This is a genomic window from Paenibacillus hemerocallicola (assembly GCF_006265175.1).
Classification (GTDB): domain Bacteria; phylum Bacillota; class Bacilli; order Paenibacillales; family NBRC-103111; genus Paenibacillus_AB; species Paenibacillus_AB hemerocallicola.
Genome location: NZ_VDCQ01000044.1, coordinates 37,244 through 53,276, shown reverse-complemented (window position 1 = coordinate 53,276; position 16,033 = coordinate 37,244). Strand labels below are relative to the sequence as shown.

Below are 16,033 nucleotides of genomic sequence, written 5' to 3'. Positions count from 1 at the left end.
ACCAGAGCTCGATGGTCAATTAAGACGAGGCTGCCAGAACGGAATGGCAGCTTGGAATCATCGAGCCCGGCCGCAAAGTTACGGATATCGTGGAAGCCGTCGCTGTGGTCCCGACCTTACTCTTGCGCGGTGCTGCAATTCCGTCACACTTACAGGGCGTTTCGCCAGGTCCGGCTGTAATGGATGCAGGGAAAGCGGGCAAGGGAGCGGCGCTTATGGAAGAAACGCACAGAGAGCGGAGCTGGCGTACCGTTTTTAGCTGAATGATGCATTCACTCCAACAATCCTAATTCTTCATATACCTTACTTGAGACGACGCCATTCTGTGCCAAGCGTCGATCACGTTGAAATTTTTTTAAAGCAGCTGTTGTATTCGAACGAAACTTGCCATCACAAACCCCGTTATAGTATCCAGCGCTCTTCAATCGGGACTGAATCAGCTGTACATCTCCGCCGACGTCTCCTTCTGCCAAATCTCTCGGACCGCGCCCCGGATCTCCTAGTACATGACCGTAGATTGCTACTTTTGTTCCGATTGGAACCATCTCGAATAGTTCGACGACATCCCTGTTACGCATACGGATACAACCGTGGCTCAAATGCTGCCCGATGGAATGCGGTTTGTTCGTGCCGTGTATACCATAAGTGCCCCAAGGGACATTTAATCCAAGCCATCGCGGACCAAACGCTTCCCCCCAGTTTTCCCCTTTATAGATGACCTTGTATTCCCCGATAGGGGTAGGGGTGGCTGGATTGCCAACGGCAACGGGATAAGTTTTCAATTTCTGTCCTAGCTTCCACACAATTAGTTTATGTTGCTGGGGGAAAACTTCAATCACATATTCCCCTTGATCGGATACGATCGGCAGCGCTGGATCGGCATATGCAGGCCGTACACCAACTTTTCCGCACATGCTCGAAATGAGTAAAATGATTGTAACAACTCGACAAAACCGGATAAGTATTTCTTGTTTCATCATTTGTGATCCCCACACTATCCGTTCATAATCACTCCGCCGGTGACATGAATAAATTGACCGGATACATAGGAAGAATCATCTGATGCCAAATAGACGTAGGCAGGGGCGATTTCGTATGGCTGCCCCGCCCGTTTCATCGGAGTACTTCCGCCCCAATTCGCCACTTGATCTGCCGCGAAAGAAGCCGGAATGAGCGGAGTCCATATCGTTCCGGGTACGACACCGTTGACGCGAATGCCTTTGCCTTGCAGGGACTTGGACAAGGAACGTGTGAAAGATACAATCGCTCCTTTTGTCGCGGAATAATCGATCAATTGTTCGTTTCCTTCGTATGCGGTAAGCGACGCTGCATTGATGATGGTGCTACCGGGTTTCATAAGGGGCAATGCGGCTTTGGACAAATAGAAGATGGAGAAGAAATTCGTCCGGAACGTTTTTTCCATCTGTGCGGAACTGATGTTCTCCAAGCTGTTTTGTACATGTTGTTCCGCGGCATTGTTGACTAAAATATCCAGCTTGCCGAATTGCGCAATCGTTTGTTCCACCACCTGTCGGCAAAACGCTTCGTTTCCGATATCCCCGGCAATAGATATACACTTGCGACCTTTTTGTTCTACGAATTGCTTTGTTTCTGCCGCGTCGGAATGTTCATTCAAGTAAACGATGACGACATCTGCGCCTTCCTTGGCAAAGGCGACGGCAATGGCCCGTCCTTGACCGCTATCGCCGCCGGTAATGACCGCCACTTTATCCTTCAATTTCCCGCTGCCGGTGTAGCTTGGATTATCGAATACGGGTCTCGGATTCATAAGCGCTTCAATACCCGGCTGCCGATTTTGGTGTTGAGACGGATAAGGGGGGATAGGCTGCGTTTGAGGCTGGGTTTGATTCGGATTTTGCGTTGTCGTCGTAGCCATGGATTGATTCTCCTTTTTATTGCGATTTGAAGTCCGGATGTGGAATTGGGGCAGTAAGCACATCGAGCAAAACCGCTCTTTTGCTTGTTTGGGCTTGGATTAACGCATCTTTCAATTGTTCATCGTTTTCGATTCGATAAGCATTCCATCCGCAAGCTTCCGCTACTTTGGTGAAGTCCGGATTAGCGAGTTTCGTTCCTTCGGGTGCAAGTCCCATCATGATCATTTTGTCCCGTTCCATTTGCAACGTACCGTTGTTAAAGACAATAACGGTGAGCGGCAAACCGTATCGGGCGGCGGTTAATAAGTCGGCTAATACCATTCCCAAACCGCCATCGCCTGTCACACAGACGACTTGTTTTTGCGGCGAGCATAATTTGGCCGCCATCGCGGCAGGAAGTCCGAATCCCATTGTTCGCCACCGGTCGGAGAGCAAGACGCATTGTCGTTTTCCCCGATAATTTCTCATGAACCAGAGCGTACAATCGCCCTCATCCAGGGCAATCACTGCATCTTCGTCTATATATTGTTCCATGAATCCGATAATGCTTGAGGGGGGAAGCGGAGATCCGGGTTGGCACCTCTCGTTTTCGTTTTGTGCCGACCATGCCCGTTTGCACTGCTGAACCTCATGGATCCAAGCGGGTTTGGGATTATGTCGCCGCAGTCCCTCGACCAATTGCTGAACAAGACTTGCCGCATCCCCGACGAATCGGATATCCGCCGGAGCCGTACCGAGGTCGGCTTGATGCTGGGCGATTCGGACAACTTTTGCCGTATCGGGAACCATTCCTTCCGGCCACCACGACGTTTCAATAGCAAGCACAACATCCGCCTTTCGGAACAATGCTGGAAGATAGGGGTTGCCGCCCTCTCCGAGACCGTTCAACATCAATGGATTCGTATCCGGAATAACTCCGATCGCTCCGTAGCTCATCGCAATTCCGCATCCCCAAGTATCCGCTAAAGCTTGGATGGATTCGCGGGCGGATCTTGCACCATTTCCCGTCAATATCATAGGTTTTTTGGCGGATTGCATAAGATGCAATGCTTCATGCAAGTCCGTCGGATCGGGAACAGGGACGGATAAATGAGGTTGTTCTGACGGCTGCATAGAAGTCGTCATGCCAAATACATCCGATGAAATGGACAGGTGGGAAACGGTTCGGTGTAATACGGATGTGTACATCGCTTGAGTAAGCGATTGGACTACTGCATCCGGATGTATGACCAATTGACTGTAAAGCGAAACCGCATGCACCAACTGTTGTTGATTGATGTACTGCTTGTAGGAAGTGCCTATTTTGTTGAGCGGCGCTTGCCCGGTGATCGCAAGCACCGGGGCGTTGTCCAAAAAAGCGTCGCCCAACCCGTTGATGAGATTGGCAAGTCCCGGACCCATCTGCGCGATACAAACACCAAGTTTGCCGGTTAATTTCGCCTCCGCCGAAGCCATCATAGCGGCCACGGATTCGTGTTTGACGGCAATAAATGAAATGGTATTTTGTTTGGCAAGCGCGTCCATGAGTCCGAATACGGCATCCCCGACGACCCCGTATATCCGCTGTACTCCCCATAGTTGAAGTTGTTCAAGAATCACTTGCGCTACAGGCTGCGGAATACGAGACTGTGGCTTTATTACTATTCGTTTGGCATTCGATTCCTTCGCAGTCAGTGAGCTCGGCATGCGGCTGCGCTCCCTCGCTTCCTTTTCCAGGTAGTATGTCATGTACGATAATCAATTATTACTAGGACATGAATACGCTTAGTACAAGCATGGAGGACGAAGTCGATAGACGTTGGAATAGTTTCAAAATTTTAACCATAAATCGATGTGGGTCCCTGTCATTTCCGCGCCTATTTTCTTTATATCGGGTATCATTTTGACTTGGTATAACGCTCCTTGGTTGCATACGCTGTTTCTGGTGCTGATGTTTCGGCGTTAAAGCCGGCTTGATCGGCTTTTACTTCCATTTCCGGGGTGTAGGGGTTCGGGTCGGGGGTTGGGCGTTGCGCAACTTTCTTATTGGACCGCCGATCGCCCTTCCTTTAATGTTCTCCGCTTTAAGCGTACTCGGTTTGATGGCAGTGTATGGGAAGGCGCGGTGATCCTATGTTAAATCAAAGCCACTATCCATCATTCGATGTGATGGACGAGAAGATGGACAAACCCATGACATTCCCAACCTGTTTATATGCGATGCAAGCCTTTTTGTCACTTCGGGTGCCGGTAATCCGACGAATACGGTTATGTCGCTTGCACTAAGAACGGCGGACTATATCGAGGAAAAAGCCAAGATGCTTGAATTGTAGGGGCCGGGTTAACCGGCCCTTTCGTATTCGAACCCTCCCTTGTTCACCATACAGCGGAAGGCGGTTCTTATACAATGTGGAAGTGCAGGAATACTCATGTTGAAGGAAATGTAGTTAAAAGCCCAGACCAATCACGTCTTTATCACATATGCTTAATAGGTAAATGACTATGTTGGAGGGGAAAGAATGTACTATTCAACTCCGTGGTCGCCAGATCCGCGGTTTCAACCTTCGTTTCGTACAGCAATAAATGTTGGTTATCCAGGGACTTACCCATACCATTTTCAAAATGGGCATCATTATATTCCGTATGCACAACCGTCCCTAACATCTTTAAGAAATGAATCTGCATCTATACAAAAATCTTTAACGATCAGTAAGGCGGAAGAAGAGTTGAACCAAGTTTTTCGAACGCTTTGGGAACAACATGTGGCGTGGACCAGGATGCTGATCATAAGTATTGCAGCAGGGCTGCCGGATGAGGAGTTGGTCACGGAACGTCTCCTCCGGAATCCCCCGGATATGGCCGAAGTGTTTAGACGTTACTATGGCGACGCCGTAGCTTCGAAATTTAGCAGCTTATTTAGAGATCATCTTGTGTTGGCCGCACAACTTGTTAAAGAAGCTAAAGCCGGCAATAGCCAAGCGGCCGCGGAAACGGAAAGAAAATGGTATGCCAATGCGGATGAAATCGCTGGTTTTCTAAATAGTATCAACCCCAATTGGCCAAAATCAGTCTTGAGTAACATGCTGCACGAGCATTTGCGCATGACAAAAGATGAAGCAGTGTACCGGTTATCCAAAACATACAAATCCGATATCGATACCTACGACCAGATTGAGAAGCAGGCTCTGGAGATGGCAGATGCATTTACAGATGGAATCGTAAAGCAGTTTCCCAATATTTTTTAATAGATTTCTAACGTGTATTTGTAAGTATCCACATGTCAGGTTGTCTTAGACATGTTTTTTGTTATATGCGCACCTGTATACGCTCCAATCCTATTTGAGATCGTTCTATGGAAATCCATGTTTGTCACGAAATGGCCAAGGCCCAAGTGATTAATGGAAGAAAAAATACCTCTAAGCGCACAAAACAAGGTCCACTGATAAAAGTGGGCCTTTTCGGTCTGTCTAATTTTGACCGCTTAGCAATTTAGAAGAAATAAGATTTCTTCCTAAATGGTAGAATGGGGTGAGCGATTCCTTGAAATCAAAGAGCCTAGAAGGGGATGAACCGGATGGGAAGGTATTTTTAGACATCTCGATGTCACTGGATGGATTTATTGCTGGAAAGGCTGACGACGTAGAGCGTTTGCATGAGTGGATTCTGGATTTCAAAACCGGTATTTTTAAGAAAAGCGAAATCTTGAATGAGCTGTTCGAAAGGACGGGAGCCATAGTTGCCGGCAGACGAGTCTATGATATTACATCCGGATGGGGTGGAAATCATCCAATTCGTGGTGTTCCTGTATATGTGCTCTCCCACGACATCCCGGAAAACGTTCCTCAAGGCGGGACTGTATTTTCCTTTGTCTCAGAAGGCATTGAAGTTGCCATACGGGAGGCCAAGGAGTCGGCAGGCGATAAAGACGTATATGTGTTGGGTGGTGCGGCAGTAGCGCAACAATGCCTCGAAGCATCGCTCCTTGACGAGATTCAGGTGCATATAGCCCCCGTACTACTTACAGAGGGGATTCGTTTGTTTGATCATTTCGGATCCGAATGTATCCAGCTTGAACCTATTAGGGCATTAGAATCTCATGGGACAACCCACCTTAGATATCGTATCATCAAATAAATATTTGTAATCATTCTTGTGCTGCAACATGTCACTGAGTAAACTAAGCATTCCGGTCTTCGAACGGCAAATTTTACAATAGATTGTTGCTTCTGCCTATCCCAATAGTCTTCACCAAAGTCCACCTACATTTTTCTTTACGAGTCAGGAGAGAGAACGCATTCTTACCAAGAGCCCAAGAGCCCAAGAGCCCAAGAGCCCAAGAGCCCAAGAGCCCAAGAGCCCAAGAGCCCAAGAGCCCAAGAGCCCAAGAGCCCAAGAGCCCAAGAGCCCAAGAGCCCAAGAGCCCAAGAGCCCAAGAGCCCAAGAGCCCAAGAGCCCAAGAGCCCAAGAGCCCAAGAGCCCAAGAGCCCAAGAGCCCAAGAGCCCAAGAGCCCAAGAGCCCAAGAGCCCAAGAGCCCAAGAGCCCAAGAGCCCAAGAGCCCAAGAGCCCAAGAGCCCAAGAGCCCAAGAGCCCAAGAGCCCAAGAGCCCAAGAGCCCAAGAGCCCAAGAGCCCAAGAGCCCAAGAGCCCAAGAGCCCAAGAGCCCAAGAGCCCAAGAGCCCAAGAGCCTCCAACCCCTGTACAAATGGGATGGAGGCTTTTTAACTAGGCGGATTCGGTTGAGCGGAGCGGCAATACCCAAATACGATTTGGGGCAAACCTATTTTTGACATGACGATATTGTGCAAACGGTTGTGAAAAGGAAGCGCGAGAAAGCGGTTTCTCACAGGTGGGCCGCACGGCATAATAAGGGATTTTCTCTAAAGACCCGCCGCAACCGCTTTGCTATGATTAGAACCTGTAAGCGATCAACGAAGCAGATCATATGCGATTGATGGGGGGAGAGCGGTTGAACGGCAATTTGACAAAGCGGGCATGGAACAGCGGCGGTCAGGATGGCTGGACAGGGGAATTCGGAAGCCTCGCGAACGCGCTGCATATCGACCGGGTAGCGCCGGGAGACGGGGAAGTTCAGATTAGTTGGCGCTTGAATGCAAAGGGTGAAGGAGACCGTGCACCTCTTGTGATCGAGGCGACTTTGCAGCCTGAGGGCGGAGAGTCGGTCATAAAGAGATTCGATGCAGGCGCTGGATATGGAAACGCTACCATTTCGAACTTGAAAAATGGGATCGATTACCGGCTTCATCTGACCTGGATTACGCAGGATGGCTCCAACGATCCCGTCGTAGGTCCGGTCCGATTGTTCCGGTGTGGGCACGTACCGGGAACGATCGTCAACTACATTCATCCGGAGGATAGGACGTACGATTTCTCCGGACGGTCGACGGCCAGTCCTTCGATCGTCAAGCTTCCCGACGGGCGGCTTGTCGTGTCGCACGACGTGTTCTGGATGGAAGCCGGGCAAAATTTGAGCATGATTTTCAGTTCTGACGACAACGGGCGGGCATGGCGTTTCATCAACTACTTGTCCCCCTGCTTCTGGGGAAAGCTCTTCGTCCATTGCGAGCGGCTGTACATGCTCGGCACAAGTACGGAATATGGGGATTTGCTGATCGGTTGTTCCGAGGACGGCGGGAATACGTGGAGCGCTCCGACAATATTGATGAAGGGCGGTACGCGGGAAACCGGAGGACCACATAAGGCACCGATGCCGGTGATCGTTCACCGCAACCGGATCTGGACGTCGATTGACTATGGCGCTTGGAAGTCCGGGGGACATCGCACCGGCATGCTGTCTGCGCCGATAGAGGCGGATTTGCTCGATTCGGCAAGCTGGACGGTGACTCCGTTCCTCCCGTACGATCCGCAATGGCCTGGCGCGATCAGCGGCGGCTCGCTTCCGAACTTGCTGGAAGGCAACGCCGTCGTCGCCCCCGACGGGCGGCTCGCGGTCATTCCCCGCTATCAGACGATCGGGGGCTTGCCGAGCCATGGCAGAACGATCGTGTTATACGCCGATGCGGAACACCCCGACGCGCCGCTCGTCTTCGGCAAAACGATCGATTTTCACGGCAATATGTCCAAATTTACGGTCCAATTCGATGAGCGCTCGCAAAAATATTGGTCTCTGGTCAGCCGGGTCACCGGAGCGAACGCGGGGCAGCGGAACGTGCTGGCGCTTGTCCGCTCGTCGGACATGGAGCACTGGGAGGTCGTCCGGGACGTTCTGAATTACGAGGATAACGGCTGGCCCGAGAACGACAAACAGGTCGGCTTCCAATACGCGGACTGGATAGCCGACGGGGACGATCTGCTGTTCGTGTCGCGCACGGCGTTGAACGGGGCCCACAATTTTCACGACGCCAACTACATTACGTTCCACCGCGTACCATCATTCCGCGACCAAGCGGCAACTGGAGGGTTAGAAATTCGATGAAAAAAATAGCGCTCGCATCCATACTTCTCGCCATCACGGCAGCAACGACGGCCTGCGGCGGAGACACGAAGCCAGAAAGCGTGCCAACGCCGGGCGGCACGGCCGGGACGAAGGCGGCGGAGCCCGTCACGCTGAAATTTTACGCCCATACGGTGCTCGACGATTTCGAGAAATATATCAACCAGTTCGTCAAGAAGAAGTTTCCGAATGTTACGCTGGAGCTCGTCAAAAACCAGAAAGGCAGCACGATCGAGGAACTGCTGCAGACGGGCGACATTCCGGACATCATATGGGGCGGCTTGACCAACATCAACATGCTGACACCGCTCAAGGTGCCGATCGACCTGCAGCCTCTTGCCAAGAAGCATGGCTTCGATTTCAACAAATACGATACGAGAATGATCGACAATATCAAATCTTACTCGGAGCAGGGCCAAATCTACTACATGCCTTACAACGTCCTCGCATTCGCCCTGCATTACAACAAAGACATATTCGACAAGTTCGGGGTCGCTTATCCGAAGGACAACATGAACTGGGACGAAGTAATCGAGCTCGGCAAGACGCTGACGCGTAGTGAAAATGATGCAAGCTATGTCGGCCTGCGCCCGCCGTATTCGTTGAATCGTCTGCAAATGCAAAGCGAGCTGGCGTTTATCGATGCGAAAACGGAGAAATCGCAGCTCATGAGCGACGGCTGGAAAGCGCTGTTCGATTTGTTCAAGCGGATTAACGACGTATCCAATCAGCCGCTCAAAAGCCCATTCGGCACGAGGGACGAATTTCTGAAGGCGAGAACGACCGCCATGCTCCCAGACATATTGCTTCTGCAAAACACAGACATGGTCGCCGCGGAGAAGGAGGGCTTCCGGTGGGACGTGGTTACGTTCCCGACGCTCAAGGCGAAGCCAAACGTCAACGCCGGGTTGTTCTCCGACGGCTTCCTGCTGCCCCAAGGCAGCAAGCATGGCGATCTGGCTTTCCAGATCATCGCATTTTTGAGCACCGATCCCGAAGTGCAGGTGGAAGCGAGTAAAAATGGGCGCCTCTCCGCACTGAAGGATACAACCCTACTGGAGCATGCGTTCGAGAACAATCCGGCCGCCAAGGGCAAAAATCTCAAGCCGCTGTTTACCCAAACCTATCCGGTCATTCCTCCGGTTACGGTGTATGACCGGGATGGAGTGACGAGTGCAAGCAACCAGTTATTGAACTACGTGACAGGCAAAAGCGACATCAATACGGCACTCAGGCAGGCTGACGAGGAATTTACCAAGAAGATCGCCGAGCTTAAAGCGAAATAAAACGAAGTCGGAGGAAGACGATGGAAAGCAAGCGAGTATGGAAGAGCGCCGTAATCGGATACGGCGGCGCGTATAACATGGGCAAGGAGCACGCCAGTCAGATGATGAAGGCCGGCTTCGAATTCGCCGCAGTCTGTGATCTCGATATTGCCAGAGCCGAGCAGGCTGGCCAGGATTTCCCCGGCATACGTACCTTTACCGATGTAGCGGAGCTGCTGGCGCAGGATGATCTGGATCTGATTACGGTCATTACGCCGCACAACACGCATGCGGATCTCGCCAAGCGGATTTTGGAGAGCGGCAAGCATTGCATCGTGGAAAAGCCGATGTGCATCCGCGTCGAGGATGCCGATGCGCTCGTCCGTCTGGCGGAGCAGAAGCAATTGATGCTGAGCGTGTACCATAACCGCAGGTGGGACGGCTGGTTTTTGACGCTGCAGGATCTGATCCGGAAAGGAGTGCTTGGCGACATTTTTCACGTTGAAATGTTTTTCGGCTCCTACCAGCGTCCTCGCGACTGGTGGCGCTCCGACAAACGGCTGTCCGGAGGCGCGTTCTACGATTGGGGGGCTCACTATATCGACTGGCTGCTCCGCACCGTGCCGGGCCCGGTCCGTTCCGTCCGCGGATACGTGCAGAACCGCATCTGGCACGAGAGCACGAACGAAGACCATATAGACTGTATCCTCTCGTTCGAGAATGGCGCATTCGCCCATGTGCAGCAATCCTCGATCGCTCGTCTAGGAAAGGCGGCCCGGCGTTTCCTCGGAACGAAAGGCGCGGTATTGGATAATGGCGAAGGCCATCTGACGCTGCAGACCGAGGAGAATGGCGTCCAGATCGAGAGCAAAATCCCGTATATGCCTAGTCAAACAATGGCGTATTACAGCAATATAGCCGACCATTTGATGAACGGCGCAGATCTCGAGGTGAAACCGGAGCAGACGCGGCGGGTAATAGCGGTTCTCGAAACGACCGGGACGTCGGCAGCTGCCGGCCAAGAATTGCCTGTTCCATTCGAATAACCCCGGGTATAGTGAAACGTCAGGGAATTTGCAGTTCCCTGACGTTCGTTCCTCTCAGCAGATTTGCCGCGTTCTCCACAAGGACGGGCTTACTCCATATTTTTGCTTGAACAGCCTGCTGAAGTAGTGAATGCTTTGAAAGCCGACCTCATTCGTAATGTCCTGGATGGACATGGTAGTCGTGGACAGAAAGCAGATGGCGGCGTTCAGACGCAGATCGTGTAAATATTGAAGCGGCGTTTTGCCGACGATTTTATGAAAGGAGCGGATGAAATAGGAGACGTCCAGGTAAGCTTCCGAGGCCAGCACATTTACGGTCAGCGGATGCTGGTAGTTGGACTCCATATACCGAATGACCGTATGGATGCGTTCGCTCGTTCTGGTTTTATCGGGAAAGACGGCTGCGGGAGATGGAGTAACAAGGCCTGCTTTGCGCGTCTGCAGGAAGCAGGAGACGAGCAGCAGCAGTTTGCGGATGTCCAACATAATCAGGTCCTTTGCGATCGAGCGGTAAGGATTATTCGGGCTCAGATTGTCTCGAATTTGCAGGGCCGTTTCGTAAATTAAAACCGTTGCCGGCCATTGCGCGGGGTTCGCCGGCTGCATGCCATTCCACAAATAGGCTTGCTCAAGATTAGGGAAACTGGACGATCCCTCCATATCCAACTCTATGAAACCAAAACGACAATAGTCCGATTTGTTGGACAGCATGTGCGGGGTGTTGGGCGGCAGCAGGAATAAGGAAGGGGAGGTAGCCGTATAGTCGCGGTCGATCCACTGAAGCCGGGCTGTCCCTTCCAGAATGAACAAAATTTCCGGATACGGATGAATGCCTCCTCCGCTTTCCTTGCCTTGCTCCTTCGAAAAATCCAAAAAATCGATTTTGCGCAAGTGCATGGAAATCCTCCTCATCTGCGAAATGTTCCGATTCGTTTCGTTTAAGATCCCATAATAGTCAAGTTCAGTTTACCATACGAAAATGAATCCGGTCTTCAATTCGTTTGCAAAAAAGTCGATTTCGTGCAACCGAACGCATGTGCCTCAGACAGCGCCGGTGAAAGATCGTCGGCGTTTCGTGAAAAGTCGAATACAATCTGCAAAGACAGGGGACGGCATATGAAGCGAATCGTCAGTCGGGGTGTTTGGATAACGGCTTTGGTGTCCGCGGCATTGCTATTGGCAATCGTTATTATAGGAAAATCAAGATCGTCGTTCCTCGGGGACGGAGAGCGTGCGGTCGTGGCGATGATCGATGGAGAGCCAGTCACGGTCGCGGAATTCAGGCTGATCATGACGGCCCGTCGGGCCGAAATTTACCGCTACTTTCAGCAATCCTACAATGCTGGGGACAGCTCGCAATTTTGGACAAGCAGCTACGGCGGGGAAGTGCCCCTTCAGAAGCTGAAAATGGCGGCCATTAATGAAAGCGCAACCATAAAAGTTCAGCAACTATGGGCGAAGCAAGAGGGCGTCGTGCAGGAGATCGGATATCCGGCCTTCCTGCGTCGGTGGGAGGAGGAGAATGCAAGCAGGGCGAAAGCGGCAAGCCGGAATTTGATCGTATACGGTCCTACACGATATGAGAAGCTTCCTTATTACGATATCGTATTCGGCAACCTCGCGGCGGAGTTGAAGAAGAAGCTTGTCCCAAGCATCGCTCCTTCCGACAGAGAGCTTCATGACTACTATGAACGGCATAAGGAGGAATTGTACAAAAAGGAGGATGCCATTCACGTCCAGGTGGTTTCCGTACCTTTTCCATACGGCGACGCCGCCGGTACGGAAAACCTCCGTACAGCCATGAACGGGCTAAGGATTCGATGGCTGGAATCGGGGGCGGTAGAGCCGCCGCTGCAAGCTAACGGACCGGAAAGTTCGGAAATTTCCAAAAATTGGACTGTCGGCAGACGGACCATTGACGATTCAACTTTAGCTAACGATACGAAGTACAGCCCACTCGTAACGGAAGCGGCCCGCAAGCTCTCCGGTAGCGAGGTCAGCGCGGTAATCGAAGAAAGCGGAGTGTTCACATTGTTGGGAGGCGTGGAGAAAACCGTGCAAGGGTACATTCCTTTCGACGAAGCAAAGACGAACATGAAAGCGCTTCTACTCGATCGGCGCTACGAGGAGGAGGTGATGAAACGGGTCCGCCAGGCACAGATCCGAATCAACGAGCCTGTCTATAACCGGATCGATATGTGAGCAAAGGAGAATGATGAACATGAACGACAAGCTTATCCGCCTTATCGTCTTCCCGTTGATGGTTGCGCTGCTGACAGCCAGCCTGTCGACGATACGCGAGGCATCTCCTTCGTCGGCGCAAAGCCGGGAGCAGCAGCAAAGCGTGACGGGAACTGTCTATTATGTCGATTCGTTTGACGGCAACGACGCTAACCCGGGAACGAATTCGGACGCGCCATGGAAGTCGCTCGGCAAAGTAAACGCGACGACGTTCTCGTCCGGCGACCGCATCTTGTTCAAGGCCGGCGGCGCCTGGACAGGCACACTGAAACCGGCCGGCTCGGGCTCGGCGGCTGCACCCATTACGATCGACAGCTATGGCGTCGGAAGCAAGCCGCTAATTATGGGTAACGGCACCCGAGCCGCGATCGAGTTGACGATGCAGGAGTATTGGACGATTCAGAACTTGGAAGTAACCAATGATTCGGCACAGGCTGCATTGCGCAGCGGCATCTACATTCACGGCACCGGCTCGGACCCGGCCGCTCCGCCGATGCGCGGCATCCGCATCCTCAATATGGATGTTCATCATGTCAAAGGGATCCATAATTATTTGGACGGCGATGTGTGGCGGTCGGCGGCGATTCAAGCTTCCGGCGTTTTCGAGAATCTGGAAATCGACGGCAACCATGTGCACGATGTGACGGGGGGAGGGATATTCCACTTTTCCCCGGGAACCTCCAGGGACCTCGTATTCCGCAACAATGTCGTCAACAAAACCGGGCGGGACGGCATCATCGTCGCTCAGGCCAAGAACGTGTTAGTCGAATCCAATACGGTGCTCGATGCGGGTATAAACGGTCAGGGGTTCCGTTGGATTGCCGGCATGTTCCCGACTTGCGTGGAAGACGCCATATTCCAATACAACGAAGTGGCCCGGACGGTCAAAGAAATCACTGACGGGCAAGGGCTGGACGCGGATGTCAGAAACGGCGGCACGATTATTTTCCAGTACAATTACAGCCGGGACAATCAGGGCGGATTTTTGCTGGTGACGGAGGAGTTGACACCATACCGCGACAGCGCACCTCTCCAGGCGAATATTATCCGGTACAACATTAGCCAGAACGACGCCGGCGGCGAAATGAAAATACGGGCGCCAGAGAAAACATACGTGTACAATAACGACATTTATTGTCCGGACTGCATACTAAGGATCGGTAGCGACGGGTTTACCGGCTACGGGGAGGGCGCTAAGCTGTGGAACAATATTTTCGCGGTTGCCGGCGGAGCGTATCAGCCGGACTTTATGTACGATTCCAATCTGTATACGGGAATCGGCGTCCTACCTGACGACCCGAATCCGGTCAAGGCCGATCCGCTATTCATAAGCCCGGGCTACGGAAGCGACTTCAAGACAGGGGTGGATGGCTACCGTCTGCAGGCGGCCTCGCCGGCTATCAACGCGGGCAAGCCGATCGCGGACAATGGAAGCCGGGATTATTGGGGGAATCCGCTATACGTCGGTTATCCGGATATTGGCGCGTTCGAATATCCGGAAGCGGCTGCGCACGGTCCTGCTCCAGATCCGGGGCCAGTCAACATGCTGTTGAACCCCGGCTTCGAAGCACCGGTTGCCGGTAATTGGCCGTGGTCCTATGGTTACGGCGATCCTGCATCTCCTTTTGCCTATACGACCGGACAAAATCATACCGCAGGCGGCGCCAGGTCCTTGATGCTGACCGGCAAGGGCGGATATCGAGGAGTACGTCAGGACATTAGAGTGTTGCCTAACACGGATTACGTCTTCTCGCTTTATGCGAATACGAACAATAGCGGCATATCCAGCAAAATCGCCGTCTTTAAAGTGCTGGACATGCAGGAGGCCACAATCGGGCAGGCGATTATCGGTCATACCGGAGGCGACTGGCAGCGATTCAGCCTTGTCGTGAACAGCGGAAGCCGCACATCGCTGCGTCTAGCCGTGTTGGACGGAGGCATTTCCGGCTATTTTGACGATTTCAGTGTCGTTCCGGCAGATGCGGTTGCTCCGACTTGGCCGAATGGAAGCGTGCTGTCCGCCACGTATGGAAGCTCTGCGTCGGTCTTGCTGACATGGACTCCGGCTACGGACAATACGGGCGTAACGCAATATCGGGTATACGAAGCCAACCGGATGCTATCCACTGTCGTGGGCAGCGTATACAACTATACCGTCAATGGGCTGGAGCTAGGTTCGGATTATGCATTTACCGTAAAGGCCGGGGATAAGGTCGGCAATTGGAGTGAGCCCGGCTTGACGATCGGCATCCGCACCCCGTGAATCGCGTCTCGTCCTGACGCATTGGGAATTTTTATTTCAAGCGCATATGTTTGTGTCGGAAAGGCCTCGACATAAACATATGCGCTTAATCCTTGTATAACTCAATAGGAGTGCATGCGGAGATTTAAAAAAAGATCATGGTGTTTAATCCAATCTCAATGCTCGCAGATTCCCAACAGCCAACCGCTTCCTTGCAACATTATTTCACGACTTTTGCCGCTTCCTTTTGCTGGATTTTCAAATTTGTTTTTTCCTCGGCTTCGCGGAGCGCGGTATTAATGTCCTTTCCCTTTTCGGTAACCTCTTTAAAGGCGGCCCGTATTTCCGTTTTGGCATCGTTAATATATTCAGTGGCTACAAACGTTTCGGCTGGCTTTGTCTTAAAAGCAGCCTGCAGGTTTTTTCCATTGACGAAGGTCAAGTTTTCCCCGAACGCCTTCTGAATCTTCGGATCGTTCAAGGCGCTAATTTTGCCTTTCTTGGCAATATCCAGTTGAACCTCGTCGGAAACGACCGTCGCGAGCACCTGGAAAGCTTCCTGCTTATGCTTGCTGGCTGAAGTGACGGACAGGATGTGGGCGTCAACCTGCAAGCCGACCCCGGGACGCTCCGGGTACGTCGGGCCTCTTTGGAAGCCTTTCGTCAGCTTCTTGGCATCCTGCGCATTGTCTGAATGGAAGCCGGCAGCGCTGCAGCCTGCAACCAAAACGGCTGTGACCGTAATCAAGCCTAACGCCAGAAATCCTTGTCTCACCCTGATCACCTCATCTTGATATTAACTTGTATATTTGATAATATACGTCTTAGGGGCGTGAATACTTCATTTTCATTAGCCTCGATATCAATATATATCTGGTATTTATGTAAAT

12 protein-coding genes and 1 pseudogene are annotated in these 16,033 nt (G+C 52.0%); 8 read left to right on the top strand and 5 right to left on the bottom strand.

Translation table 11 applies throughout. From position 1 onward, the window contains the following. Window positions 1–272: 272 nt before the first annotated feature. The 3 genes from FE784_RS25960 to FE784_RS25950 form a co-directional block, all read right to left on the bottom strand. On the bottom strand, window positions 273–914 hold the full coding sequence (locus FE784_RS25960) for a L,D-transpeptidase family protein (protein WP_246132178.1): 642 nt from the start codon (window positions 912–914) through the stop codon (window positions 273–275). An 80-nt stretch (window positions 915–994) separates the two neighbouring features. Then, a complete protein-coding gene (locus FE784_RS25955) occupies window positions 995–1,897 on the bottom strand; it encodes an SDR family oxidoreductase (protein ID WP_139605173.1) in 903 nt (300 codons plus the stop codon). 16 nt (window positions 1,898–1,913) lie between these two features. Continuing rightward, window positions 1,914–3,584, bottom strand: a complete 1,671-nt coding sequence (locus FE784_RS25950; protein ID WP_139605172.1) for a thiamine pyrophosphate-binding protein — start codon at window positions 3,582–3,584, stop codon at window positions 1,914–1,916. Between the two features lie 476 nt (window positions 3,585–4,060). On the opposite strand from FE784_RS25950, the pseudogene FE784_RS25940 reads away from it, so the two are divergent. The 6 genes and pseudogenes from FE784_RS25940 to FE784_RS25910 all read left to right on the top strand — a co-directional run. Next, window positions 4,061–4,210: pseudogene (locus tag FE784_RS25940) on the top strand (GMC oxidoreductase); the annotation flags it as partial. 186 nt (window positions 4,211–4,396) lie between these two features. Next, a complete protein-coding gene (locus FE784_RS25935; protein ID WP_246132175.1) occupies window positions 4,397–5,122 on the top strand; it encodes a LysM peptidoglycan-binding domain-containing protein in 726 nt (241 codons plus the stop codon). Between the two features lie 295 nt (window positions 5,123–5,417). Continuing rightward, window positions 5,418–6,011: a dihydrofolate reductase family protein gene (locus FE784_RS25930; RefSeq protein ID WP_218103812.1), complete on the top strand. Its 594-nt coding sequence runs from the start codon at window positions 5,418–5,420 to the stop codon at window positions 6,009–6,011. 832 nt (window positions 6,012–6,843) lie between these two features. After that, window positions 6,844–8,331 (top strand): glycoside hydrolase, encoded by a 1,488-nt coding sequence (locus tag FE784_RS25920; protein ID WP_139605171.1) that lies wholly within the window; start codon window positions 6,844–6,846, stop codon window positions 8,329–8,331. Continuing rightward, window positions 8,328–9,635 (top strand): ABC transporter substrate-binding protein, encoded by a 1,308-nt coding sequence (locus FE784_RS25915; RefSeq protein ID WP_139605170.1) that lies wholly within the window; start codon window positions 8,328–8,330, stop codon window positions 9,633–9,635. The genes FE784_RS25920 and FE784_RS25915 overlap by 4 nt, the downstream gene beginning before the upstream one ends. 20 nt (window positions 9,636–9,655) lie before the next feature. Beyond that, window positions 9,656–10,660 (top strand): Gfo/Idh/MocA family protein, encoded by a 1,005-nt coding sequence (locus FE784_RS25910; RefSeq protein WP_139605169.1) that lies wholly within the window; start codon window positions 9,656–9,658, stop codon window positions 10,658–10,660. Between the two features lie 54 nt (window positions 10,661–10,714). Here FE784_RS25910 and FE784_RS25905 read toward each other — a convergent pair whose 3' ends face one another. Then, entirely contained in the window at window positions 10,715–11,557 is an 843-nt protein-coding gene (locus FE784_RS25905; RefSeq protein ID WP_176706519.1) for an AraC family transcriptional regulator, read from the bottom strand. A 219-nt stretch (window positions 11,558–11,776) separates the two neighbouring features. Between FE784_RS25905 and FE784_RS25900 the strand changes: the two genes are divergently transcribed. Both FE784_RS25900 and FE784_RS25895 read left to right on the top strand, forming a co-directional pair. Further along, on the top strand, window positions 11,777–12,862 hold the full coding sequence (locus FE784_RS25900; RefSeq protein WP_139605167.1) for a peptidylprolyl isomerase: 1,086 nt from the start codon (window positions 11,777–11,779) through the stop codon (window positions 12,860–12,862). Between the two features lie 19 nt (window positions 12,863–12,881). Beyond that, a complete protein-coding gene (locus FE784_RS25895) occupies window positions 12,882–15,164 on the top strand; it encodes a right-handed parallel beta-helix repeat-containing protein (protein WP_176706518.1) in 2,283 nt (760 codons plus the stop codon). A gap of 199 nt (window positions 15,165–15,363) precedes the next feature. Here FE784_RS25895 and FE784_RS25890 read toward each other — a convergent pair whose 3' ends face one another. Beyond that, complete coding sequence (locus FE784_RS25890; RefSeq protein ID WP_139605165.1) at window positions 15,364–15,918, bottom strand: type 2 periplasmic-binding domain-containing protein; 555 nt, start codon at window positions 15,916–15,918, stop codon at window positions 15,364–15,366. Window positions 15,919–16,033: the final 115 nt, after the last annotated feature.

What these genes read in the sequence shown, in the direction of transcription:
- FE784_RS25960 (WP_246132178.1), bottom strand. Translation starts at nt 914, where the DNA reads ATGTGCGGAAAAGTTGGTGTACGGCCTGCATATGCCGATCCAGCGCTG.
- FE784_RS25955 (WP_139605173.1), bottom strand. Translation starts at nt 1,897, where the DNA reads ATGGCTACGACGACAACGCAAAATCCGAATCAAACCCAGCCTCAAACG.
- FE784_RS25950 (WP_139605172.1), bottom strand. Translation starts at nt 3,584, where the DNA reads ATGCCGAGCTCACTGACTGCGAAGGAATCGAATGCCAAACGAATAGTA.
- FE784_RS25935 (WP_246132175.1), top strand. Translation starts at nt 4,397, where the DNA reads ATGTACTATTCAACTCCGTGGTCGCCAGATCCGCGGTTTCAACCTTCG.
- FE784_RS25915 (WP_139605170.1), top strand. Translation starts at nt 8,328, where the DNA reads ATGAAAAAAATAGCGCTCGCATCCATACTTCTCGCCATCACGGCAGCA.
- FE784_RS25910 (WP_139605169.1), top strand. Translation starts at nt 9,656, where the DNA reads ATGGAAAGCAAGCGAGTATGGAAGAGCGCCGTAATCGGATACGGCGGC.
- FE784_RS25905 (WP_176706519.1), bottom strand. Translation starts at nt 11,557, where the DNA reads ATGCACTTGCGCAAAATCGATTTTTTGGATTTTTCGAAGGAGCAAGGC.
- FE784_RS25900 (WP_139605167.1), top strand. Translation starts at nt 11,777, where the DNA reads ATGAAGCGAATCGTCAGTCGGGGTGTTTGGATAACGGCTTTGGTGTCC.
- FE784_RS25895 (WP_176706518.1), top strand. Translation starts at nt 12,882, where the DNA reads ATGAACGACAAGCTTATCCGCCTTATCGTCTTCCCGTTGATGGTTGCG.